This window comes from Mucilaginibacter sp. R-33 (genome assembly GCF_049949235.1).
GTDB lineage: Bacteria > Bacteroidota > Bacteroidia > Sphingobacteriales > Sphingobacteriaceae > Mucilaginibacter.
Genome location: NZ_CP188089.1, coordinates 3,605,974 through 3,631,842, shown reverse-complemented (window position 1 = coordinate 3,631,842; position 25,869 = coordinate 3,605,974). Strand labels below are relative to the sequence as shown.

General features: G+C 43.5%; 16 protein-coding genes. 11 read left to right on the top strand and 5 right to left on the bottom strand.

Annotation, left to right across the window (positions count from 1 at the left end):
* The first annotated feature begins 8 nt into the window (after window positions 1-8).
* The 5 genes from ACP26M_RS15140 to ACP26M_RS15120 all read left to right on the top strand — a co-directional run bounded on the left by ACP26M_RS15140 (window position 9) and on the right by ACP26M_RS15120 (window position 9,216).
* Window positions 9-1,709 carry a RagB/SusD family nutrient uptake outer membrane protein gene (locus ACP26M_RS15140; protein ID WP_426581090.1) on the top strand — a complete coding sequence of 567 codons (1,701 nt, stop codon included), beginning with the start codon at window positions 9-11 and terminating at the stop codon, window positions 1,707-1,709.
* A gap of 71 nt (window positions 1,710-1,780) precedes the next feature.
* Complete coding sequence (locus ACP26M_RS15135; RefSeq protein WP_426581088.1) at window positions 1,781-3,283, top strand: RICIN domain-containing protein; 1,503 nt, start codon at window positions 1,781-1,783, stop codon at window positions 3,281-3,283.
* Between the two features lie 54 nt (window positions 3,284-3,337).
* Entirely contained in the window at window positions 3,338-4,873 is a 1,536-nt protein-coding gene (locus ACP26M_RS15130; RefSeq protein ID WP_426581086.1) for a glycoside hydrolase, read from the top strand.
* A gap of 22 nt (window positions 4,874-4,895) precedes the next feature.
* The gene (locus tag ACP26M_RS15125; protein WP_426581084.1) at window positions 4,896-7,328 is read left to right on the top strand and encodes a glycoside hydrolase family 2 TIM barrel-domain containing protein; all 2,433 of its coding nucleotides are present in this window, start codon (window positions 4,896-4,898) and stop codon (window positions 7,326-7,328) included.
* A 49-nt stretch (window positions 7,329-7,377) separates the two neighbouring features.
* On the top strand, window positions 7,378-9,216 hold the full coding sequence (locus ACP26M_RS15120) for a beta-galactosidase (protein ID WP_426581082.1): 1,839 nt from the start codon (window positions 7,378-7,380) through the stop codon (window positions 9,214-9,216).
* A gap of 81 nt (window positions 9,217-9,297) precedes the next feature.
* Here ACP26M_RS15120 and ACP26M_RS15115 read toward each other — a convergent pair whose 3' ends face one another.
* The 5 genes from ACP26M_RS15115 to ACP26M_RS15095 form a co-directional block, all read right to left on the bottom strand.
* On the bottom strand, window positions 9,298-10,140 hold the full coding sequence (locus ACP26M_RS15115) for a hypothetical protein (protein WP_426581080.1): 843 nt from the start codon (window positions 10,138-10,140) through the stop codon (window positions 9,298-9,300).
* Between the two features lie 68 nt (window positions 10,141-10,208).
* On the bottom strand, window positions 10,209-10,790 hold the full coding sequence (locus ACP26M_RS15110) for a cupin domain-containing protein (protein WP_426581078.1): 582 nt from the start codon (window positions 10,788-10,790) through the stop codon (window positions 10,209-10,211).
* Window positions 10,791-11,074: 284 nt separating this feature from the next.
* Complete coding sequence (locus ACP26M_RS15105; RefSeq protein WP_090532015.1) at window positions 11,075-11,254, bottom strand: histone H1; 180 nt, start codon at window positions 11,252-11,254, stop codon at window positions 11,075-11,077.
* Between the two features lie 154 nt (window positions 11,255-11,408).
* Window positions 11,409-13,811: a glycoside hydrolase family 127 protein gene (locus ACP26M_RS15100; protein WP_426581076.1), complete on the bottom strand. Its 2,403-nt coding sequence runs from the start codon at window positions 13,809-13,811 to the stop codon at window positions 11,409-11,411.
* A gap of 27 nt (window positions 13,812-13,838) precedes the next feature.
* On the bottom strand, window positions 13,839-16,208 hold the full coding sequence (locus tag ACP26M_RS15095; protein ID WP_426581074.1) for a beta-L-arabinofuranosidase domain-containing protein: 2,370 nt from the start codon (window positions 16,206-16,208) through the stop codon (window positions 13,839-13,841).
* A gap of 347 nt (window positions 16,209-16,555) precedes the next feature.
* Between ACP26M_RS15095 and ACP26M_RS15090 the strand changes: the two genes are divergently transcribed.
* The 6 genes from ACP26M_RS15090 (at window position 16,556) to ACP26M_RS15065 (ending at window position 25,831) form a co-directional block, all read left to right on the top strand.
* Complete coding sequence (locus ACP26M_RS15090) at window positions 16,556-19,585, top strand: SusC/RagA family TonB-linked outer membrane protein (protein ID WP_426581072.1); 3,030 nt, start codon at window positions 16,556-16,558, stop codon at window positions 19,583-19,585.
* Window positions 19,586-19,610: 25 nt separating this feature from the next.
* A complete protein-coding gene (locus ACP26M_RS15085) occupies window positions 19,611-21,008 on the top strand; it encodes a SusD/RagB family nutrient-binding outer membrane lipoprotein (protein WP_426581070.1) in 1,398 nt (465 codons plus the stop codon).
* Window positions 21,009-21,130: 122 nt separating this feature from the next.
* Window positions 21,131-22,069 carry a dihydrodipicolinate synthase family protein gene (locus ACP26M_RS15080; RefSeq protein ID WP_426581068.1) on the top strand — a complete coding sequence of 313 codons (939 nt, stop codon included), beginning with the start codon at window positions 21,131-21,133 and terminating at the stop codon, window positions 22,067-22,069.
* 6 nt (window positions 22,070-22,075) lie between these two features.
* Window positions 22,076-23,077, top strand: a complete 1,002-nt coding sequence (locus ACP26M_RS15075; protein WP_426581066.1) for a 4-hydroxyproline epimerase — start codon at window positions 22,076-22,078, stop codon at window positions 23,075-23,077.
* 178 nt (window positions 23,078-23,255) lie between these two features.
* On the top strand, window positions 23,256-24,500 hold the full coding sequence (locus ACP26M_RS15070; RefSeq protein WP_426581064.1) for an NAD(P)/FAD-dependent oxidoreductase: 1,245 nt from the start codon (window positions 23,256-23,258) through the stop codon (window positions 24,498-24,500).
* A 428-nt stretch (window positions 24,501-24,928) separates the two neighbouring features.
* Window positions 24,929-25,831, top strand: coding sequence for an AraC family transcriptional regulator (locus ACP26M_RS15065; protein WP_112658032.1), 903 nt, complete (start codon window positions 24,929-24,931; stop codon window positions 25,829-25,831).
* Window positions 25,832-25,869: the final 38 nt, after the last annotated feature.

Sequence of the window (25,869 nt, the reverse complement as noted above, 5' to 3'; positions counted from 1 at the left end):
CAGACGACATGAAACTACAATATAAAACCCCGCTATATTTAATGGTATGCGGTATGATGGGCTTTACGGCATGTAAAAAGAGCCTTTTAGATGTACAACCTACCGACAGGATTGCTACATCTGCCATTGAATCGGATACAGCCGTGTTTGAGGCTTATGTAACTAATCGCTATATCGGCGCTAAGCTTCAGGACAAGGAAGGTGACGGATCAAACCCTGGTTTTGGCCGCGGTTTTGAGTACAGTATGTGGAGCTCTTTAACCGATGAATCGATCTATAATAATGATGATGCTACCTGGCTTATTCAAAGAGGTCAGCTTGCTCCCGAAAACTTAGGTGGTGCAGGTGTACTTTGGGCCCGCAGCTACCGTAGTATCAGAGAATGTAACTATGCTTTGAGTATATTGCCGAAAATAGCAATGAGTGCCGGACATAAAACACTTATTGAAGGTGAGCTTAAATTTATCAGGGCCTTCCGTTACCAGGATTTGATTCGTAACTACGGTGGTGTTGTTTTGATAGGCGATAAGGTTACCCAGCTTACCGATAATTTGCAGGATCCATCGCTATTTAAACGCGCTTCAATCAAAGAGAGTATCGATTACACTACTGCTCAGCTTGATGACGCAGCTTCAAAATTGCCGTTGAACAATGATGGTAGCTGGCTTTTGGGTCGTGCCACAAAAGGTGCAGCGCTGGCTTTAAAATCAAGATTAAAATTATATGCTGCAAGCCCATTATATACTGCTGGCACCTGGGCCGATGCTGTTACCGCCGCACAGGCGGTTATCAGTTTGAATAAATATGGTATCTACACTGGTGGCTATAGTAATCTGTTTTTAGTTAACGAAACCAACGAAACCATTTTTGAACGTTTATATACTAAAAATGCAAACCATACGCACCTTGAAATAGCCAACGGGCCGAACGGCTATGGCGGCTGGGCAGGTAATACACCGCTGCAAAATTTGGTTGATGATTACGAAATGGATAATGGTAAAGCTATTACCGATCCAACATCAGGTTATGATCCGACACACCCTTATGACCACCGCGATCCAAGATTTGCAGCTACTGTATTATACAATGGTGCAATGTACAGGGGCCGGGCTATTGAATCTTTTATTCCGGGTGGTAAGGATAGCAAAGACGGAGCAGATAACTGGAATACTACCAAAACTGGCTACTACCTCAAGAAATATATGAATGATGCTTATCCGCTTCAAAACCCATGGGGCAACGCAGGTTTCCAGCCCTGGATCTATTTCCGTTATGCTGAGATCCTGTTAAACTTTGCTGAAGCGGCTAACGAAGCTTACGGACCGGATGTGATCCCTTCAGGTTCAACTTTATCCGCACGTACCGCTATCAATTTAGTAAGGGCCCGTCCAACTGTTAATATGCCGGCTTTGGCTGTTGGTATGTCACAATCGCAAATGCGTGACGCTGTACGTTACGAGCGCCGTGTGGAGCTTGCCTTTGAAGAGCACCGCTTTTATGATGTCCGCCGCTGGAAAATTGCCGACGTTACCGAAAACAAACCGGCAGGTGGTGTGATCATCACCAAAAATGCCGACGGCAGCTTTGCTTATACACCGAAAGTGGCTTTAGATGGCCGTTCTTTTGCAACCAAACACTACTGGTTGCCAATACCAAGGGCCGAAATCCAGGCATCAGGTGGGCAGCTACAACAAAACCCTGGTTACTAATAACCAAATATTCCGGGGGAAGAGTTTCCTTCTTCCCCCTTTTTCCTTCCAATTATAACCTATAGCAAATTATGAAAAACTTAAGTATTGCATTAATCGCGATGTGTTGTTTGGTGGCCGGGTGTAAAAAGGATATCGTATCAGTAAAAAAAAAATCAACTCCGGATGAAGTAAAAACAGGAGATAAAACAGTAACTACAGATTCAACACCGGCAAGCGCGCTGAAGGGCGTGAACTGGGCTGCCGATGGGGACAATTTTAGTGATGGAATCCTTGTATTAAGTGGTTTAACATCTGCCGATAGTTATGCAACGGTATCAGCCAAAGCCGATGCTGTATTAACAGGGATCCAAACCAATACAGGGGCCAACACGCTAAGGCTACCTGTAAACTATTCAACCGTATCACAAACCTGGTGGAACTCATACACCGGTGTTATTGATAAGGCACTGAGCAAAGGGATGAACGTGATACTGGGTTATTGGGAAGCCAAATCATCCGAAGATGGGAAGATAGATAACACGACCGAATTTTGGTCGATGTGGCAAACCATTGTTACCAAATATGGCAGCAATGCCCACGTGTACTTTGAAATATTTAACGAGCCACATGGCTATACTTTAACCGACTGGACAACTATTTGCGCCCAGTGGTTAAGCAACTATCCATCTGTTCCGCAAGGCAGGATCCTCATTAGCGGTACTTCCTATTCGCAGGATATTACCGGAGTAGGGGCAGACAGCCGTTTTTCGGGTTGTTTATTGTCGATACATGATTATACCTTTTTCAGCAATGGCACACTTACAACCGCGCTGCAATGGGAAAACCGTTTGAAAGGCAATATCGGCGCTTACAGCAGCCGCGCGGTGCTTACCGAGTTTGGGATCCCGATGACGGGTGGAAAAAATTATACCGGTGCTATAGGCGGTGACCAGGAAATAGCGTACCTGCAGGGATTAACCAACCAGGCACGTGCCTACGGCATGGGCGCGGTTTACTGGCCGGGCGTACGTACCGGCGATAGCTATGCCATTCAACAACTGAGCGGTACAGGCACCAGCCTTACCGTATCAACAACAAATGCATCGGGCTTAAGCCGGATCAAATATGCCTGGGGCGTAGGGGCCGGCGGTACCGATACATTTTATACCGGTGCTTACTACAGATTTTTAAATGTTAACAGCGGCCAGGCGCTTGATGTTAATGGTGGCTCAACCACCAACGGCGCCGGCATCATACAATGGCCTCAAAACGGGGGCAATAACCAGCAATGGGCTATTGCTGCCAACGGCGGTGGCTATTACAAAATAACTAACCGCAACAGCACGCAGGCGCTTGATGTTAACATGAGTTCAACTGCCAACGGGGCGGGCATTATACAATGGCCGTGGAACGGAGGCAACAACCAGCAATGGCAGCTTACCGCTACCAGCGATGGCGTTTACAAAGTACTTAACCGTAACAGCGGGCTTGCGCTTGATGTTAACGGCGCATCAACCACAAATGGTGCTGGCATCATTCAGTGGCCTTATGGCGGCGCTACTAACCAGCAATGGCAAATAGTGCAACAATAATATTGCAATAAAACAGCACTAAACAGTGCTGTTTTATTTGTTGATTTAAACACGATGATAATAAAAACTACCATAAAAAAAATACTGCTGGCTGTAGTTGCTTTGGGGATTAATATTCCTTTGGTAAGCGGCCAGGGCAAAGAAGTAACTATTGATATCAATTTTTCAAAAACGCACCAAACCATCAGCAATTTTGGTGCATCAGATGCGTGGGCCTGCCAGTTTGTGGGTAACTGGCCTGATGATAAGCGCAATAAAATTGCCGACCTGCTTTTTAGCCGGGATACCTATGCCGACGGTTCGCCTAAAGGTATAGGCTTATCATTATGGAGGTTTAACATTGGTGCTGGCAGTACTCAGCAGGGAAACGAAAGTGGCATTAAGGACGAGTGGCGCCGTGCTGAATCGTTTTTAAACGGCGATGGCAGCTATAACTGGCGAAACCAGGCCGGGCAGTTGTGGTTTCTTGAAGCTGCCAAAAAGCGCGGGGTTAAGCAATTTTTAGGTTTTAACAACAGTCCGCCAGTGCAGTTTACTGTTAATGGAAAGGCTTACGCTACCGGTGGCAAAGTTAATATAGCGCCCGATAAGTATGATGCTTATGCCGTGTTCCTGGCTAAAGTTGTAAAGGGAGTTGAGCAGGTAAGCAAAATAAAATTTGATTACATAAGCCCGGTAAACGAACCTCAGTGGGATTGGAGCGATGGCGGTCAGGAGGGAGCCCCATATCATAATGCCGAGGTAGCAGGGTTGATACGGACCATCAATAAAGAATTTATCAATAATAAGATTAGCTCAAAGATTTTGGTCGGTGAGGCCGGGAGCATCAACTATTTATTTACTAAAGGTGATAAGCCGGGTAAAGGCAGCCAGATAACCGATTTTTTCAAGCCGGGATCGGCCAATTACATAGGCGACCTGCCTTCTGTAGCCAAAAGTATCGCGGCGCACAGCTATTTCACTACGTCGCCAATGGCATCGTCAATAAAAGCTCGCAGGGCATTGGCCGATAGTGTTGCGACTATTAATGGTCTCGATTTCTGGCAGTCGGAATATTGCATTTTAGGCGATAACGCGGGTGAGATAGACGGTAACAAACGTGACCTGGGTATTGATGCGGCGCTATATTTAGCATCGGTGATCCATACCGATCTTACAGCGGCCAACGCGTCGGCCTGGCAATGGTGGACAGCCATTTCGGCCTATGATTATAAGGATGGCCTCATTTACATCGACAAAAATAAAACCGACGGCAATTTTTACGGCAGTAAAATGCTTTGGGCCATGGGGAACTACAGCAGGTTTGTTAAACTCGGAGCTGTGAGGGTTGATGCCGAAGTTTCATCAGTAGCCGAGGGAAAACCCTTGCTGGTATCGGCATTTAAAAATGGAAAAAACTTAACCGTGGTTATAATTAACCAGGGTGCTAATGAGGTAAGCGCGGCATTTCGTATAGATAATGCTAAAGTTCAGTTTACATCATCCTATTTAACGTCGCAGGTTGATGAGCTTAAAGCCGGTAAAATAACCGGGAATAAGAATATTGTTCCGGCACGTTCCATTGTCACGTTTACAGGTGTCATCAAATAGCATTTTATCTCTCTATCATCAAATGAAAAATAAAAAACAACTGCTTCTTTTTGTACTTGGCATGTTAACGCTGCCTGGCTTACTTAAGGCCCAGGGCGCAGGCAATCCGGTTTTATTTAATGCGGCATGGTCTTTCCACAAGGGCGACATCAGTACAGGGATCAGCGGGATCGCTACCGAAACGCAATGGAGAACTGTCGATCTGCCGCATGACTGGAGTATTGAAGGGCCTTTTAGCGATGAATGGGCAAGTGCTACCGGTTATTTGCCCGGGGGGATTGGCTGGTATAAAAAGAGTTTCGCCGGTAATAATGCGTGGAAAGGAAAGCAGGTATATATTTATTTTGATGGGGTATATAAAAACAGCGAAGTTTGGATCAATGGGCATTCGCTGGGCAAGCGCCCAAATGGTTTTATTTCATTTCAGTATGAGCTGACCAAGTATCTAAATTTAACTGAAAAAAATACGATAGCTGTAAGGGTAGATCACAGCGAGTTCGCTGATTCAAGGTGGTATACCGGCTCGGGTATTTATCGTAATGTATACCTGATAGTTAAAGATCCTGTACACATTGCTCCCTGGGATGTAGCATTTACAACGCCCGATGTTTCGGCAGAGAAAGCTACCGTAAAAGTTAAGGTGAGTGTTACCAACAGCGACAAGGTTGATGCTTCTGTATTAGTGAAAGTAAACCTGCTTGATGGGAAAGGAAAAGCGGCTATTGCCCTCCAAAAACAAATAAAAGCAAAACCGGGAGTACACGAGGTTGAGTTTGAGAAAGAATTATCGTCCCCCAAACTATGGGATACCGAAGAGCCTAATCTTTATAAGCTGAAGATTTCTCTTAACCGCAGCGGTAGGGCATTTGATGAGGTAACGCAATCTGTAGGGATCCGCAGTATCCGTTTCGATAGGGATAAGGGTTTCTTTTTAAATGATAAAAGCACCAAACTTAAAGGCGTATGTATTCATGATGATGCCGGTGCCCTGGGTGTAGCCGTTCCGCAGGAGGTTTGGGTACGCAGGTTGAAATTATTGAAGGATGCAGGAGTAAACTCGCTCAGGTTAAGCCATAACCCCCATGCCGATTATCTGTACGATTTGTGCGATAAGATGGGCTTTTTAGTAATGGACGAAGCTTTTGACGAATGGGAGGTTGGTAAAAACAAATGGGTGGCAGGCTGGAATGTTGGTACGCCATCCAAAAACGGATACCACGAATATTTTAAAGAATGGGCAGACCGGGATGTAGCTGATATGGTACTGCGAGCGCGTAACCATCCATCTATCATTCTGTGGAGCATTGGTAACGAAATAGATTACCCCAACGACCCATATACCCATGAGGTGTTAAACACGGGCCGCAATCCGCAGATCTACGGTAAGGGCTACCTGCCTGATCATCCAGCGGCAAGCGGGCTAACACCGATAGCCAAACAATTAGTTAAAGCTGTAAAAGCCGTTGATCAAACCCGCCCGGTAACGGCCGCGCTGGCCGGTGTGGTGATGTCGAACGAAGTCGGCTACCCTGATGTATTGGATGTTGTGGGCTATAATTACCAGGAATATAGGTATCCTGAAGATCATAAAAAATATCCCAACCGTATCATTTACGGCAGTGAGAACGGCATGCAAAAACAAGCCTGGAACGCTGTTGACAGTAACGAATATATTTCGGCCCAATACCTGTGGACTGGCATAGATTACCTGGGTGAGGCCGGTAAATGGCCACAGCGTAGCAATGGAGCAGGACTTATTGACCTGGCCGGCTTTAAAAAGCCGGAATATTTCTTCAGGCAAAGTCTTTGGTCGGACAAGCCCATGGCTTATATAGGTGCACGCCCTATTACCGGAACTGATGACAGAGGGATCTGGAGCCACCGTACCGCCGAGCCTGTTTGGAACTGGCAGCCTGGTGATAAAGTAAAAGTTGACTGCTTTACCAATTGCCAGGAAACAGAATTGTTCCTGAACGGCAAATCTCTTGGTAAACAAATACGCGGTGCCGCAAGAGGGCAAGTTCCATCATGGCAGGTTGACTATGAGCCGGGCGAGCTTGTGGTTAAAGGCTACAACCATGGTATTGAAGTATGCACCAACAATATAAAAACAGCCGGCGATGCTTATCAACTTAAAGTGGTAGCTGATAATACCCTGTTTAGCCATAACACGAAAGGCTTGAGCCAAATTGAGGTTTACATTACCGATAAAAACGGTAATCCCGTATTTACTGCTACTGATGAGATAACAGTAACAATTAACGGTGCGGCTAAACTAATAGGCCTTGAAAGCGGCAGCAGCAGCAGTCATGAAAGCTATCAATCAAATAAACGTAAAGCATTGCATGGGCGCTTATTGGCCTATGTACAAACTACAGGCAAGCCTGGCGTGGTACAGGTTCAGTTTAGTGCCGGTAATCTTAAATCATCAACTATAACATTAACTGTAAAATAGTCAATCCCCTTATACAAATAAAAACTAAAACCCTGCATTTTTTCAATTTATGAAACTTATAAAACTACTGTTCCTCTTTGTTATCCTGTTTGCATCAGCAAAGCTGCAGGCGCAAAATGCCAAACATACTTTTGCTCTTGGCGATACTACATTCCTGCTTGATGGTAAACCGCTGCAGATCATTTCAGGCGAAATGCACTATACCCGTGTTCCGCGCGAGGCTTGGCGCCAGCGCATGAAAATGGCCAAAGCAATGGGTTTAAATACTATTGGTACCTATGTTTTCTGGAATGTTCACGAACCACAAAAAGGGCATTATGATTTTACAGGCAATCATGATATTGCTGAGTTTGTTAAAATAGCAAAGGAGGAAGGCCTTTGGGTGATACTGCGCCCAAGCCCGTACGTTTGCGCCGAATGGGAGTTTGGCGGCTACCCATACTGGCTTGAAAAAGAGCAGGGCTTAGTGGTACGCAGCAAGGAGCCTAAATACCTTGAAGCTTATAAAAAATATCTTACCCAGGTAGGTAAGCAATTGTCGCCACTGTTGGTGAACCACGGCGGCAATATTTTAATGGTACAGATAGAGAATGAATACGGCTCGTACGGAAGCGATAAAGATTACCTGGCCCTTAACCGCAAAATGTTTATAGACGCCGGTTTTGATGGCCAGCTTTACACCTGCGATCCTGAACCGGCTATAAAGGATGGTCATTTACCGGGCTTGCTGCCTGCTATAAACGGCGTTGATGATGTGGCAAAAGTTAAAAAATTGATTGGCGAAAATTATAATGGTAAGGGCCCTTATTTTATTGCCGAATGGTACCCGGCCTGGTTCGACTGGTGGGGAACTGCGCATCATACTGTACCGGCGGCTAAATTTATACCAAAGCTTGATTCGGTATTGGCAGCAGGTATTTCCATTAACATGTATATGTTTCATGGCGGTACAACACGCGGCTTCATGAACGGTGCAAACTATAATGATCAAAATCCATATGAACCGCAAATCAGTAGTTATGATTATGATGCCCCGCTTGATGAGGCAGGTAACTCTACCGACAAGTTCATGAAGTTTAGAGAGGTGATTAGTAAACACCTTCCGGCAGGCGTAACCCTGCCCGAAGTTCCGGCTGCTAAACCTGCTATGGGTCTGCCGGCGATTAAATTTACTAAATCAACCAGTTTGTTTAATGTGTTGCCGCCCGCAAAGACCAACAGTACTCCGCTTACTTTTGAAGATCTGAACCAGGCTTACGGTTTTGTATTGTATCGTACAACCATTAACGGCGGCAAATCTGGTCTGCTTAAACTTAAAGACCTGCGTGATTATGGCGTGATCTTCGTAAACGGTAAACGTGTAGGGATACTCGACAGGCGCAAGTACCAGGACAGCTTGATGATCAGCTTACCAAAAGGTAAGGTGACACTGGATATTTTGGTTGAAAACCTTGGCCGCATCAATTTTGGGCCTTATCTGCTTAAAAACAAAAAGGGTATTACCGAAAAAGTACTTTTTGCCGGTACTGAGCTGAAAAACTGGAAAATGTATTCACTGCCTTTTGATGATATCAATAAAGTGAAAACAAATCCGGCAATTAAAAAGGTTGCAGCTAACAACACACCGCAATTGAAAAAAACAGTTTTCAAGGTTGATAAATTGGCTGATACCTATCTTGATATGAGTACATGGGGTAAGGGTATTGTTTGGCTCAACGGACACAACTTAGGCCGCTATTGGAATTGCGGTCCTCAGCAAACCTTGTATGTGCCGGTTGAATGGCTCAAAAAAGGTAACAATGAAATTACCGTACTTGAACTGATAAAACCATCAGAAAATACATTGAATGCTATTGATCACCCTATTCTGGATGTTTTAGGGAAATAGGGTCGGGGTAGTCAATTAAAAAGAAGGGGCTGTTACTTTAGAGAAAAAGTAGCAGCTCCCTTTTTTTATATTACAATTTAGCTAATCAGCTTTAGCATGCTTTAACAGGTGTATACCAATGAGGTATGGCATTATAAAAGGAATGGCGGGTATAGCAACAAGAAAACCGGCGGTGCCGAATGGCTCGGGCCAGTAGGATGGTAATAAAACCAGCACCATGCCGATTAAACCGAAGATGATATAATACCGGCAGGCAACCGGATTAAAAAGCCCGGCGACTTTAAGTGAAACGGCAAAAAATACGGTGCCAAGGTACATCAGTAATACTTCGGCTATACTGATCACATAAAATAAACTTTTTATCGGTCCATGCAAGTCAGGACGTTTTGTGCCGCCTAATTTTATGAAAACCCTGAATGCGTCTGTGAAGTAATATCCCCAAAATGCCATATTAATAATAAATAGCGGCACTGCAAGATTGATCGCTGCCGAGGCCATTACCGAATATAGATTTTCGCCTGCCGCCTGTAATTTTACTTTCAATAATGCAGAACCCAGCGCGAATAAAATACCGCCGGCAATGAGTATAGTATACCGGATCTGCTGCTCGGCAGCTGAATTAACCCAACCTTGCAAGGTTGCAGGAGGTGGCCCCATCCCCGCGAAAATGGAAAATAATAGCCAGGGTGCAAATAGTAATAAAGCTGTGATTACCTGCTTCTTTATCTCCTGGTTATTGTTTCGGAGTTGATAGCCACCTAAATGCCACGTTGCTGCTACCATTAAACAGGCGTTAACAACCCAGATTGGCAAATAAATTTTATAACTCACATGGCCTATCCCAAATCCTATAGCTACCACTGCCAAAGGTATAAGGCATAAGTAAACCAGGCTCAGTTTTTGTTTAAAAGCAAGCCACTTCATGATAAGTAAAAAGGTATATAAATTAACATCAGAAATAAATTATTTGGTAAAAATGATGGTTGGGCCGGCTAAAACTTTTTATAGTAATCAAGCGGGGGGCCTACACGTTCAAAGCCATGTTGCTTTCTGAATGCATCAAGCTCGGCTTCGGATTTACCTTTCATCAAACCATCGCTCAATGCCTGGAAACAAGCTTCCATTTTACCGGCCGGCTGAAAGGTAATAAGCATTTTAGCTGGTGCGCCATCGCCTATTTTCGTAAACGCATGCGGAACGCCCCTTGGGCCAAATACGCTGTCGCCGGGTTTGGTATGAAATAGCTGATCGCCTACTTTAATTTGAAATTCACCTTCTAAAATATACCACCATTCGTCCTGCTCATAATGTACATGCAGGTTAGGCCCGCCTTTTTTAACCCGGGTTGATTCATAAACATACATATCACCATCAGTATCCCTGGTTGAAACTTTGGTATAGAAAGTATCGCCATCAAATAAGTGCATTGGATTTTGAGCGCGATCAGCTCCTGCATCGGTTTTACAGCCTTTCTTTTCCCTGGTTTTGAATAGGTTATTGGCAACTCCATCAAATGGAATGGCTAAAAATGTGGCAGCGCCCATCAAAGCGCGTACAAATGTATTCCGTTTCATATCGGGTTGTTTTGATTATGAATGTTTTTTCAGAAGGTTTACAAAGAAAGATCGGCGGGAGTGAAAATACTTTTGAGTTTGTTACAAATACTTTCTGGTTCGTTACATTTTAAACCTGTGTGTCGGGCAGTAGGTAGTACTTGCTATGCCTTGTTGTGCTTTAGGCAGTTCGCCGGCGTGGAAAAACCCAAGCGAGTGATTGAAATGGCAGTGGGATCAAAAAAAAATAAAGCGGGTACATGGAAAACCAGGCCCGCTTTATCTAAAAACATTTTTAACAGTGATTAAGCTGCTGCGTTTTTCTTTTCAGTAACTTCTTTACGGATATCCGTAGCTAATACTTTTAACTGTTGCATAGCATTACGCAACCTTGTACCAGCAGCTTTGTTGCCTTTTTCATAAAAGCTTGCCGCATCAGCTTCAGCCGCTGCGATTACTTCTTTCACTTTTTCGAAATTTATCATTTTTTTATTTTTTAAGGCCGCAAATGTAGGGAATATAAGTTTATAGGTAAAATGGGCTTTTTCATACTTAAAGTATTCCGTTGCGGTGTAATTAAAATAGTAAAGCCTTTCGCATAAACGGAAAGGCTTTACTGTTATTATGGATAACAGGAGGTTATTTAACCGCCCATTCGTGGATCCCGGTTGAATTATCAACCGGTAACTGAATTTCCATCCGCAAGGCTGTAGTAGCAACCGGCTCAAAAGTAACTACGTTAAAGTTGTCTTTACTTATGGCGTAGGGTGTGGTGTTTTTTACAGGAACCCACTGCCCGTCTTTTTTATACAGGATTTTGTACGATACCGGGATGCGGCAGCCACCCCATGGGCCGTCATCATACCAGTAAACTTTTGATTCGCTAACGGTGTGTTCAGTGTCAAAATCATACTGTACAAACTCATTGGTGTTTTTAGCGGGCCACCAGTGCAGGTAGGGGTAGTTGGTATCTTTGGAATCGGCAGGTTCATACTGGTCTTTTATGGCAGCAAACATCCGTACATTTTTTAACGAGGCGCTTACTTTACTGGTGCTGGCAATGGTAGGTGCTGGTTTAGGGCGCACTGCCGAAGCTTCATATGGAATCCAAACGGTCATTTCGCTTGGGCCGCGGTTGGCCCAGGCATAGTAGGGGATGGCCTTCACCATTTGGTCTGTTTGTAAAATGCTGTCGTTTTTTAGCTGGCGTTTGGCACTTTTACCTTCGGCACTGATCACATCAACGCCATTGAGTAGGTCGGCATGATAGTTGGCATCGGCAATGGCGTTTTTATCAATTAATATGTTTTGTACCAGGCTATCCTTGTTATCAGGGCCTTCAAGGCAATAAACAATAGGGCCGCGCTCAAAGGCAAATCTGCCACGGTCGTCTTTAACCTGTTGATTGGCCAATACCTTTTCGGTTTCCATCGGTAATAAAAGTGAAACCTTATCGCCTTTTTTCCAGGTGCGTTCTAATACCGCATAGCCTTTTTCAGTTTCAAATGATTTTGCCTGCCCGTTGATCATCAATGTAAGCGGGAAAGACTTCTTATCCATGAAGGTGTACAGATCGCCCGGTACAGGTTGTTGTTTCGCCCAACCCGGGATGCGTACCCTTAAAGTAAATTCGCCGGTTTTATCGGGGTTAACGGTAATGTCAACCCTGCCTTTCCATGGATAATCTGTTTGTTGTACAATGTTTACGTTGCCCTCAGTGAGTTTAATATTACTTGAGTTGCTCATGAACAGGTTAATGTACAGGTCGTTTTTGTTTTTGGCATAAACGTAACCCGGTAATGAAGGTAAAAATCGGGTCATGTTGCTGATACAGCATGCACAGCTGATCCATGCGCTGCGCTGGTGCTGGAACATGGAAGCCAGCGGATTTGGATAGAAAAATCTGTTACCACTCAACGATACGCCCGATAACAGACCATTGTAAAGCGTACGTTCAAGAACATCAATATATTTCGAATCGCCGTGCAGCAGGAACATCCTGTTGTTCCAGTAAACGTTGCCAATAGCCGCACAGGTTTCTGCATAGGCCGACATATTAGGCAATTGATATGCCTCGCCAAAAGCTTCACCTGCTCCCGTTGCGCCGATGCCGCCGGTAATGTATAATTTCTTGGTTACCACATCACTCCAGATATCGTCAATGGCCGCCAGATATTTGGTATTACCTGTTAGTGCGGCTATATCGGCCATACCGGTGTACATATAAGCAGCCCTTACCGCGTGGCCTTCGGCTTCATGCTGGTCAACCACTTTTTTATCGGCCTGGTTGTAAGCATCGCCTTTTGGCCCGCGTACATCTAAAAAGAATTTGGCCAGGTCAAGGTATTGCTTGTTGCCGGTAACCCGGTACATTTTTGATAAGCCGATCTCCACAATCTGGTGGCCCGGATATTCCTCAATTTTGCCCGGTCCAAAAGTTTTAACCAGCAGGTCAGCATTTTTTATGGCAATGTTGAGCAGTGTGCGCTTACCGGTTGCCTGGTAATGTGCTACAGCGGCTTCATAAAGGTGGCCTGCGTTATATAGCTCATGACTTAGGTCTTCTTCCTTTTCCCAGCGTTTGGAACCTATCCACTCATGAGGCTTTTTAGCGTTAACAGTCCTGAAAGTGTATAGATAGCCATCCGGCTCCTGGGCCGCGCCGATAATGGAGATAAGGCTATCAATGGATTTATCAAGCTGCGGGTTCCTTTTATTCTGCATGGAATAGGATGCACCTTCAATGGCCTTATATACGTCTGTATCATCAAACGGAAATTCACTTAACTTGTCGCCATCCAATTTTTTTGCCGCACGTAAAAAGTTATCCATACGCCCATTGGCTTTGCATTGCGCCAGTACATACGGAATGGTAACGGTGGCATTTACTTCCATCTTGGGCTGCCAGAAGTTGTCGTTCACGTGTACGCTGGTAAAGGCAACCGGTTGGATGGGGTAATCTTTTTGCTGTGCCAATACCGGGCTTGTAAGTGCTGCCCATGAAAGGGCAAGCACACCGGCGGCCTTTTGTTTATTGATCATGATATTCAAGTTCTTTTACTTTTAAAATTAGTTTTTAACCATCCGGCTGCCGTAAACCGGGCCTGCACTGTTTTCTTTTTGCGGCAGCAGTTTTACAGTTACTTTTTGTTTGCCTTTTGTCAGTTCAATAGGCAAGTTGTAGCTGATATCGTAAAAACGGCTCTCTTTATATTGGTTCAAATCTTCAGAAGCCAATTTAACGCCATCAATTAGGATATCAAATTTTCTGCCGCGGTTGTCCATGCCCCAGTAGCTGTTAATCAGCGTATTTTGTGCATTGGCGTCAACCTTCATTTCGTATTGCAGAAAGCCTCCGTTCTCTGTCGACCGCCATTTCTTTTGGTGATCTTCGCCGGTAGTGGCGCTTTCACTGCTGAAGTTATGATCGCGCTCGGGCTGCATTTCGCCTACACGTAAAATGTCCATGGTGCGGGCTTCCAGTTCCTGTTGTTTTTTCCTTTGCTCATCATAAGCTTTTTGCTGTACAATCCAGGCCTGTGGTGTAAATACGTCCCAATAAACAGAATAGTATTGATTTTGGGTTTGATTAAAAGGAATCAAAGTAACTTCCTCAGGTTTTGAAATATTTACCGTGCGAAAGCTCAACTGTTTTTTATCAACCATTTGCAGCCATTGGTTAGGATCAGTTTCGCTTGTCACAAACACCGGAACGCCTTTTAGCGGATCAGGCTCAGTATTACCTAAAACACCGGCAAGTAATACCGGGCCGTAAAACACGGCGCGCCTGTTGGCATTATCGGGCATGGCTTCGGTATAAAGCTTTTCGGGCGTGGCAAACTCAATTTTATCGTTGTTGCTCCATTTGCGGTGTAACACAATATATCCTTGATCATCAGTTGTTGCATTTTGAGTTTTTCCGTTAATGCTGATGGTTGGGTTGGCAGTCCATTTTGGTTTACGGATGCGGATAGCCATGGTAAGCGGCTTTTTGGTGTTCACCGTAAATGTGATGTGATCGTCATTAGGGAAACTGCTTTGCTGCTTCACCGATAAACCTTTTGATTCCCAGTTAAGTACTGAGGGTATAAACAGGTTTACATATAAGCTGCCATCGGCACCTTTAAAATAAATGCTTTCGTTGTATTTAACATGGTTTTCCATGCCCGAACCAACGCAGCAGGTAAAATCATCAAACGGAGTGCTGTAATGCTTGGTGCCACCCATACGCAGTGGTACAAAGTAGCACATCATACCATCAGTGTGGTTTTGCGAGGCGAGGACGTGGTTATACAGCGCTTTCTCGTAGTAATCCATCAGCATGGCCGAAGGCTCAACCGCAAACAAATGCCGGGTTAATTTCAGCATATTGTAGGTATTGCAGGTTTCGGTAGTGTTTTCTGTTAGTTTATCATTAAGCTTGTCTGCGTCGCTCAGGTATTCATAATTGCTGTTACCTCCTGTTGCATAGGAATGGTGGTTAACAATGGTTTCCCAAAAAAAATCGGCTATGGCCTTATCTTTTTTATCGCCGGTAAGCTCATATCTGCGTGCACTGGCTATTATCTTAGGGATTTGGGTGTTTGAATGCTTGCCCGGCAGTATATCCTGTTTTTGAGATAACGGATCGAGGATCTTTTTATCATAAAATTTGTACGATAGTTCCAGGTATTTTTTATCGCCATTGATAGCGTAAAGGTTAGTTAATGTTTCTGCCATACCTCCATATTCACACAGCAGCATTTTTTGCAGTTTCTCGTCATCAAGGTTTTTGATGGTTTCGCCTGTCCAGTTGGCCATACCTTTGCATACTTTTAAGGCTTCGGCATTATTGCAATATAAATAGGCATCGAGCAAACCGGCCATAATCTTATGCACGGTATACCAGGGCGACCAGCCACCGTTTAAATCGAAACCCCGTGAACGGATATCGCCCTTGGCAACTTCTGCCCAAATGGTGTCTTCTTTAGGGATAGCACCCACGTACCCGGTTTTACGGGCTATCTGGCATTCATCAAGTTCTTTAACTATATAATTTACGCGCTTTAAAAATTCAGGATCGCGGGTTGACGCGTAATGCATGGAAATAGCCGACAGGTAATGCCCCAAGGTGTGGCCAGCCAGACCTGATGATTCCCAGCCTTCGTACATTTTACCTTTAGGTGTAAGTCCTGAGTGCGAACGGAAGGCCGAAAGCAGCCTGTTTGGTTCTATAGATAATAAGTAAGCAGCATCAACCTCCATCGCTTTCTTAAAAGGGCTTTCCAGTAATTGAACGTCCTTTAAATTAAAAGAATAGGCTTTAACCGGAACTACCGGTTTTATCTTTACCCGGGTATCGTTCAATTCGGGTACGTAGGATTGTGCCTGGATAGTTTGTGCCCCTGCTAAGCAGGCTACGAGGCATAAGTTCAATTTAAACCACTTTTTTATTAGCATGATATGTTTGTGTAACGGTAAGAATAACTTTCAACTAAATTAGTGTGCTTTGCACAATTATTTTGAATAATATTTTGCAGTTGATAGCAGGATTTTATCCGTTTTTTTAACGTGCGGATTATTTACAGTAAGTTTATTAGTGTTATTGCGAATTAACTATCAATATATTAACGTTTTAATGGCTTTTTATATAAATATAATATCAAATTAATGCTATTGTAACAGTAATGTTAAGATACGGGCAGTATTGGCAAATTTCATAAAAAAACAAGGGGCGGCTCGCGGATAGTTTTACGTGTCTGAAATACAGCATGTAATATATAGTTTTTAACCCCAAAATTTAATTTATGAAGTTTAAACAATTACTAAAGAGGTTCATTTTGCCTTTACTAAGTGTGTTTGTGTTTTGTTACAGTACATACGCGCAAACGGTAACATTAAAAGGAAAGGTAACCGACGGGAAGGGCGAGCCTATAGTTGGCGCTTCCGTTAAAATAAAAAATACAAGCGCAGGCGCTGTTACCAATGGCAGCGGTATGTTTAACCTTAACTATACCGGGCAGGGGACATTAATTGTTACTGCAATTGGTTTTACTACACAGGAAGTTAAACTTACAGGCCAGGCGCAGATTAACATAGCTTTGGCCGAAGATAACAAAGTGCTGAACGAAGTAGTTGTAACTGCACTTGGTATAAAACGCGACAAAAGGATCTTAACTTATAGCTCACAAGAGGTAAAGGCAGAATCGATAACACAATCAAAAGAGCCAAACCTGGTAAACGCGATAGCTGGTAAGGTTGCCGGTGTTCAGGTTACAAGCTCATCTGGTACACCTGGTAGTTCGGCAAGGATCGTAATCAGGGGCGGATCTTCAATTTATGGTACTAATGAGCCCTTGATGGTTATTGATGGCGTGCCTGTTGATAACTCAGAAACAGGTAACCTTAATACTGGTCCTGGTACAAGCAGGATAGCCGATATTGATCCATCAATAATTGCCAGCATGAACGTGTTGAAGGGCGCGGCAGCGACAGCCTTATATGGTTCAAAGGGCGCTAATGGGGTTGTTATCATTACTACTAAAAACGGCGCCTTGAATAAAAAACCGCTGATAACTTTTTCTTCTGATTTTTCTTATGAAAATCCTTTACTGCCACAAATCCAAAATAAATATTCATTAGGTACAAATGGAACTTACTTTAACGGCGAGGGTAGTAACAAAACAAGTACATCATGGGGCGCACGTATGGATACCTTAAAAATAAACGGACAGCCTGCAAAAGTTTATAATCAGTCCGATTTGTTTTTTAAAACGGGGCACACCTACAATAATACTGTAAACATAGGCGGTGGCGGTAGTAATTCAACCTACCTGGTATCATACTCTAATTTTAACCAGCAGGGCACGGTGCCAACAACCAAATTTTTACGTAATACGTTCTTTGCAAAATATAGCACACAGGTGCTTAAAAATCTTAATACAACGTTTCAGTTAAATTACTCTAATTCGCAAAACGACAGAATGCCTGAGGGCTATGCACTGGAAAGCCCTGTTTGGACAATTTTTACTGCGCCGGTATCATACAATCTGCAACCTTATTTAAATGCCGATGGTACACAGCGCCTTTACCGTTTTTCACGTAATAATCCATATTGGGTTTTGGACAATATCAAAAACCACTCTGGTGTTAACAGGTTTTTACCAACCTTCACTGCCGACTATAAGCCCTTATCATGGCTAACTATTACTGAAAGGTTCGGTGCTGACGTTTATACCGAAATGGACCGGTACCATGAGTCAACTCAATCGGTATCAAATCCTAATGGCAGGTTGGTTGATCAGAATCTTACTTATCGCCAGTACAATAATGATTTATTGATCAGTGCTAACAAGCAGTTTGGCAATTTCAATGTAGATGTTGTTTTGGGTAATAACCTTATCTCCACCTATAATGAAAACACTTACGCAAATGGTGTTGGGTTAACTGTACCAGGTTTGTATAATATGGCTTCTGCATCAACAGTTAGCTATAGTGAGGGATCATCATTGCAGCGAAAAGTTGGTTTTTACCTGCAATCAAATATTGAATATAAGCGGTTTCTGTTATTATCATTAACCGGCAGGTATGATGGTAACTCGGTACTTTCAATAGATCATAGCTTTTACCCATATGGTTCTGCCGCGGGCAGTTTTATATTTTCAGAGTTTTTTAGCCCTGAACTTTCAAAAGTTATGAACCTGGGTAAAGTGAGGGTTTCATATGGTACGGTAGGTAATGATGGCAGCATTGGTGCATATAGTTTGCAAACGCCTTATAACAAAGCCACCATCCGGAACCTTACTTTCCCTTACAGCCAGCAGGCTGGTTTTTTAATCAGCGATGTGCTTGGCAACCCCAATCTTAAAAACGAGCGTATCAACGAATTTGAAGCCGGTTTTGAAGCAGGATTCTTTAATAACAGGATCAGCCTTGAGGCTTCATTCTACAGCAAAAAAACCATTGATGGTATTATACCTAACGTAGCACTTGCCCCGTCAACCGGTTATTCTGCAACCAGTGTAAATTCAGCTGTGATGCGTAACAGGGGGATTGAGATACTATTAAATGTTACGCCTATAAAAAGCCGCGACTTTAACTGGGACCTCACTTTAAACTTTACCCGTAACAGGAACAAAGTGTTGTCTATTTATCAAGACCTGAAATTAATTGGCAATGGCTTTACCAATGTTATAGTTGGGCAGCCTTACGGCGTTATTTACGGTACACGTTATGCACGTAATGCGGCAGGAAAATTATTAATTGATGAGTCGGGCTTGCCATACGCTGATGATAGCCAGGGCATAGTAGGTAATATTAACCCTAACTGGCTTGGTGGTATCAATAATAATTTCAGGTATAAACAATTCAACTTTAGTTTTTTCTTTGATATCAAGCGAGGCGGCGACATCCAGAACAATGTTGATGGCTACGGCTACTTTTACGGAACACCAAAAGTTACAGAAAACCGCGGTCCCCGCGTGGTTGACGGTGTAAACGCAACTACAGGTCAGCCTAATACAATAGCTGTAAACGGCCAGGCCTACTATCAGCGCGCAAATAGCGTATTAGAGTCAGTTATTCAGGATGGCAGCTATGTTAAACTGCGTAATATTAGCTTAGGCTATACTTTAAATCCATCATGGTTAAGTAAAAGCCCTTTCAAGTCGGCAACATTTAGTGTAACCGGCCGTAACCTTTGGATCCACGCACCACACTTTACCGGCGGTGATCCCGAAGTTAGCTCATTTGGCGCAGCAAACGGCTCACAGGGTATCTATTCATTCTCAACCCCAACCTCAAAGTCTGTTGATTTTAGTCTGAAAGTTACCCTATAATTTAAATCATTAATAAGAAATTGTCATGAAAAATAAATATATCACGTTAGTAACATGCGCGTTGGTAAGTTTTACGGGTTGTAAAAAATACATTGATGTAAACCACGATCCTAACAGGCCTATAGATGTTAAAGAATCTCTGATCCTTGCACCCGTTGAAGCTGCCATATCACAAAATATTACTGCCGCGGGCGGCGCCAACCTTGCTATAGTATTGCAGCAATACCTGCAGGTAATAGCTTTAAACCAGGTACCGCCAAACTTTGGTACCTACCTCATGTACCACCAGGACATGGACAGCGATTGGTACAACTTTTATACGCAGGTAATGAACAATCTTGTTTTGCTAAATAAAAAAGCTGAGGCCGATGGTAATGCAAATTACGCAGGCATATCAAAGATCCTGCTGGCTTATACACTTGGTTCAGCTACTGATGTTTGGGGCGATGTTCCGTTTTCAAAAGGTTTTCAGGGTGTAAGTAACCTTACCCCAACTTATGACAGCCAGGAATCTGTGTATGCACAAATCCAAACCCTGCTTGATAACGCCATTGCCGATATTGCCAAAAACACTACCACCGTACCTACAGGTGATGACTTTTACTATGCAGGCGATATGAGCAAATGGAAAAAGGCAGCTTATACCTTAAAGGCACGTTATTACATGCACCTAACCAAAGCTCCGGGGCATACAGCTGCTGCACAGGCACAGCTGGCGCTTACTGCTCTTGAAAATGGCATGGTAAGTAATGATGATGATATGAAAATGCCTTTTACCGGCGGTGCTGGCGCCGAAAACCCATGGCAGCAGAACTTCCTGCCTGGCTCAACACTTGTATTAGCTTCAACATTTGTTGATGGTTTTGCAGCCCGGAAAGATCCCCGCGTATCAAAAATGGTAGCTCCGGCAATTGAAGGTGGGTTATATACCGGAAGGGTAATTGGCTCAGAAGATATTGGCAGTTTGGAATCATACTCTTTGGGTGGGGCTTTTTATGCAAGCGCAAGCTCAAATAACTATATTGTTACTTACTCCGAAGCGTTATTTTTAAAAGCCGAAGCTACATTTGTATTATCAGGAGCAACTGCGGCGCAACCGGTTTATTTGCTTGCTGTTAAATCGCACATGTCAAAATTGGGTATTGCTGATGCTGATGTAAATACTTATTTAGCTTCAAGAGGAACATTGACCAGTGCCAATGCCATGCAGCTTATTATTGAAGAAAAGGTTATAGCTAACTTCCTGTCGATGGAGAACTATACCGATTGGAGGCGTACAGGCTATCCGGCCTTAACCAAAGTAAAAAATGCATTGTCGGATATTCCGCGCAGGGTGTTGTATCCGCAGTCGGAAATGACCTCAAACCCGCAGCCGGTACAAAGCGCTAAGCTTACCGACAGGGTTTGGTGGGATGCACAATAGGCATTATTTAGCAGGCACTTTGCCGGTAAGTGACATTATAGGTTAAAATACGGTTAGTGTCTGCTAAATTGTTAAATAAACGATAATAAGTACTATCTTAATTTTGTGAAAAATAATATACAATGATAACTTTTGATTGGAAAGGCGTACTCCCTGCAGTAACTACTAAATTTACAGATAATGACGAACTTGATTTTGATGCTTTTGATATAAACTTGAACGCCCAGCTTGAGGCCGGTGTTGACGGATTTATATTAGGCGGCTCATTAGGCGAAGCAAGCGTTTTAAGCGACGACGAAAAATTCGCGCTGCTTGCCCACACCGTTGAGTTTGTTAAAGGAAAAGTTCCGGTTATATTAAACATAGCCGAGCAAACCACTAAAGCGGCTGTTGCTTATGCTCAAAAAGCATTTGATAAAGGTGCCGACGGCCTGATGTTGCTGCCGCCTATGCGTTATAATAGCGAAGCCCGCGAAACCGTTGCTTACCTTACAACTATTGCAAAAAGTACCGAACTGCCGATCATGATCTACAATAACCCTGTTGATTATAAGATTGAGGTTACTTTAGATATGTTTGAACAACTTGCTGCTTATGATAATATCCAGGCGGTAAAAGAATCAACCCGCGATGTATCAAACGTTACCCGTATGATCAACCGTTTTGGCGAAAGGTTCAAGATCTTTACCGGTGTTGATCCCCTGGCTATGGAAAGTCTTGTGATGGGCGCTGATGGTTGGGTTGCCGGTTTGGTTGACGCTTTCCCTAAAGAAACTGTTGCTATTTACCGTTTGGTTAAAGCAAAAAGGTATGATGAGGCTTTGGCCATTTACCGTTGGTTTTTACCTGTGCTTGAGCTGGATATCCACCCTAAATTGGTGCAATACATTAAACTGGCCGAGGTTGCAACCGGTATAGGTACCGAAAATGTACGTGCGCCACGTTTGCCGTTAATTGGTGCTGAGCGCGAAAAAGTTCAAAAAATTATTAATGATGCACTTGCTGCAAGGCCCGAATTGCCTGTTGGAAGCTGGGGTAAATTGACTGAGGTAGCGTTATAATTGCATATGGCAAGTAAAACTTTCTTTTGTGTTGATGCACACACCTGCGGTAATCCCGTAAGGTTGGTGGCCGGCGGCGGCCCAACGCTAAAAGGCGACAACATGAGCCAGAAACGTCAGCACTTTTTAAAGGAGTACGACTGGATCAGGACGGGCCTGATGTTTGAACCCCGCGGTCATGATATGATGTCGGGCAGTATCCTGTATCCGCCTCATGACCCGGAAAATGACATTGCTGTTTTGTTTATCGAAACAAGCGGCTGTTTGCCAATGTGCGGTCACGGAACTATCGGCACAATTACCATAGCTATTGAGGAAGGGTTGATCCAACCTAAAACTCCGGGTATTGTACGCATGGAAGCACCTGCCGGGCTTGTATTGATTGAGTACAAGCAGGAGGGCAAAAAGGTAACTTCGGTAAAACTCAGAAATGTGGCCGCATATCTTGCTGCGACTGATTTAGAGGTTGAGTGCCCTGACCTTGGCACACTTACTATAGACGTTTCGTATGGTGGTAACTATTACGCCATTGTTGATCCTCAGCCTAATTTTAAAGGCATCGAGCATTATACAGCTGGTCAACTGATTGCCTGGAGCCAGGTGTTGCGTAAACGTATTAACGAAAAATACCAGTTTGTGCATCCACAGGATCCTACAATTAATACCTGTACACATATCCTTTGGGCGGGTGCTACACTATCTGAAGATGCTACTGCACGTAACGCCGTGTTTTACGGTGATAAAGCTATCGACAGGTCGCCTTGCGGAACCGGTACTTCGGCCCGTATGGCGCAGTGGTTTGCCAAAGGTAAATTGAAAGTAGGTGAGTCTTTTATTCATGAAAGCATCATAGGCAGTAAATTTACCGGCAGGGTTGAGGACGTGGTGAAGATCAATGATATCGACGCCATTATACCAAGTGTAGAAGGCTGGGCTAAAGTTTATGGCTACAATACCATCAAAATAGATGATGACGATCCGTATGCTCATGGTTTCCAGGTGATATAGCGATATGCCAAAGCGTCATTACGAGGAACGAAGCAATCCCCGATTAGCAGGTCCGTCCTGTATAGTTCGGGGATTGCTTCGTTCCTCGCAATGACGTTGGTGTTTAACTCTTTTAATTAATAATTTTCTAAATAAAAGCTTTCGGCTTTTCGCCTTAAGCTTTCAGCTTAAAATAAAAATGGCAAAGGTGCTGATAATAGGAGGTGGGATAGTAGGGCTTAGTTCGGCTTATTATTTACAAAAGGCCGGGCATGAGGTTACTGTGCTTGATAAAGGCGACATGACAGACAGTTGCTCATATGGTAACGCGGGAATGATAGTGCCGAGCCATTTTATTCCGCTGGCAACTCCGGGTATGGTTTCGCAGGGCATTAAGTGGATGTTTAACAGCAAAAGTCCGTTCTACGTAAAGCCATCTTTAAACCCTGAACTGATGTCATGGGGATTAAAATTTTTAAAGAAAGCGAATGCCGCGCACGTTGAAAAATCGGCTGTTCCTTTAACGGAGCTTTCCCTGCTCAGCAAAAAGCTTTATGAAGATCTGAGCAAAGAGCCAGGCTTTGATTTTGACCTGGTTAAAAAAGGTATCCTGATGTTTTACAAAACCGAAAAAGCCGGCGAGGAAGAGGCGCATATGGCCGAAAAGGGCAGGGAATTAGGTTTGGATATGGCCGTGCTTAGTGTTGATGATTGTAAAAAACTGCAACCAAAGCTTGAGCTTGATGTGTTGGGCGCGGTACATTACCGTTGCGATGCCCATCTTTCGCCAAATAAACTGATGGCTGCGTTGATCAAACATCTGAAAGCTGTTGGCGTAAAATTGCTTACCAATAAAGAGGTTACTAAAATTGAAACCAAAGTTGGTAAAGTAAGCAAGGTATTGGCAGGAAATGAAGAATTTACAGCAGATGAATATATTATTGCAGGCGGCTCATGGTCGCCGGCCATTGGCAGATTGTTGGGTTTAAAAATCTTGCTGATGCCGGGCAAAGGTTATTCATTTAACGTAAAAGACGATAGCGACACCATGCACATCCCCGCACTGCTGGCCGAAGCCAGGGTTGCCATCACCCCAATGAATGGTGGTTTACGCTATGGTGGTACTATGGAACTTGACAAGATCAACGACCGTATCAACATGAACCGTGTTAAAGGTATTGTTGAATCGGTGCCAAAATACTTTCCTGGTTTAAAACCTGCTGTTCCCGAACAAAAGGATATCTGGTTCGGTTTCCGTCCTTCATCTGCAGATGGATTACCATACATCGGCAGGAGCAAACAATATAGCAACCTTACTGTGGCTACCGGTCATGGTATGATGGGGCTTAGCCTGGGGGCAGCAACCGGATTGCTGGCAAATGAAATTATTTCGGGCAAACCAAGCTCTATCGATATTAAAGAATTTGCCCCTGAAAGATCTTAATTTAAACAATTGATTACCCTTCCGGTTTTGCCGGAAAACGGAACCGCTCATTCACCCCTGATGAGCGGTTTTTTTGCGTTAACAGGAGCTTGTTTTATTACCTGCATCATAAAAAACAGGTTAAAAAATGGGTTTTCTGCGTAAAATGCATAGTTAGTGTAGAATGTACAATAGTTGTATTCTGTACAATTAAAAATATTTTATTCGGCCAAATGGTGGCTGTGGTGCCTATAATTTTGATTTTAATTGTTTATATAACATTTAATTTACTTTCTATTTGTTGGATAAAAAGCGGTTTCTCGGTCAATTTTGGCACCTGTATCAACCATAAATTATCAAATATTGCCCGTATTTTATCCTTTTAACTTCATTTATTAGTAAATTAAGTTAAGTAATTGTAAATTCAACAAGTGATAATCAAGTAGCAGATGAAAGTTTTACAATTTACTATCCCGGTTCCGCACGATAAAAGTGTGATAGCAGAAAAGGTTAGCTTGCCTTACCATTACCCCTACCTGCACCGTCATAAAGAAATTCAGCTTACCTGGATCCAACAGGGTGAGGGGACTTTGATTGCAGGAAATAACATGCATGATTACTCTGCAGGCGATTTGTTTTTAATAGGGGCTAACCTGCCGCATGTGTTTAAAAGTAACCCCGAATACTTTGCCCCCAATGCCAACAAACAAATAGAAGCGCTTACCATATTTTTTAACCCGGAAGGGGCTTTGGCGCCGCTGTTTAATTTACCTGAGTTAAAGCCAAGCCTGATATTTATGCAGCAGCACCAGCAGGGGTTTAAATTGCCGCATTCTGTTGTTGACAAAGTATCGCAGATTATGATCGCGTTGCAAAAGGCATCCGGCCCTGATCAGCTCATTCAGTTTTTCCATCTGCTTAAGGGACTTACTAATATCAAAACCAAGCTTGATCCTTTATCAACCTACGGTAACCTGCCGGGGATAACTGAAAATGAAGGGATCAGGATAGGTAATATCTACAACTACATTATGCAGCACTATAGTGAGCCTATCACGCTTGAAGATGTGGCTAAGGTAGCCTATATGACGCCGGAGTCGTTTTGCAGATATTTTAAAAAGCATACCGGTCATACTTTTATTTCGTTCCTGAACGAGATCAGGATCAATGAGGCCTGCAAAAAATTGATCGCACATAAATTTGAAAGCATCAATACGGTAGCTTATAAGTGTGGTTTTAAAAGTATAACCAACTTTAACCGGGTGTTTAAATGCGTAATTGGTAATTCGCCACGTGGCTATCTCGACTCATACAACAACAATCTTATCAGCCTGAACAGGGCAGCCAGCTAATATAACGGCTTTAATTTTTTACCTCAAACCACATTTAT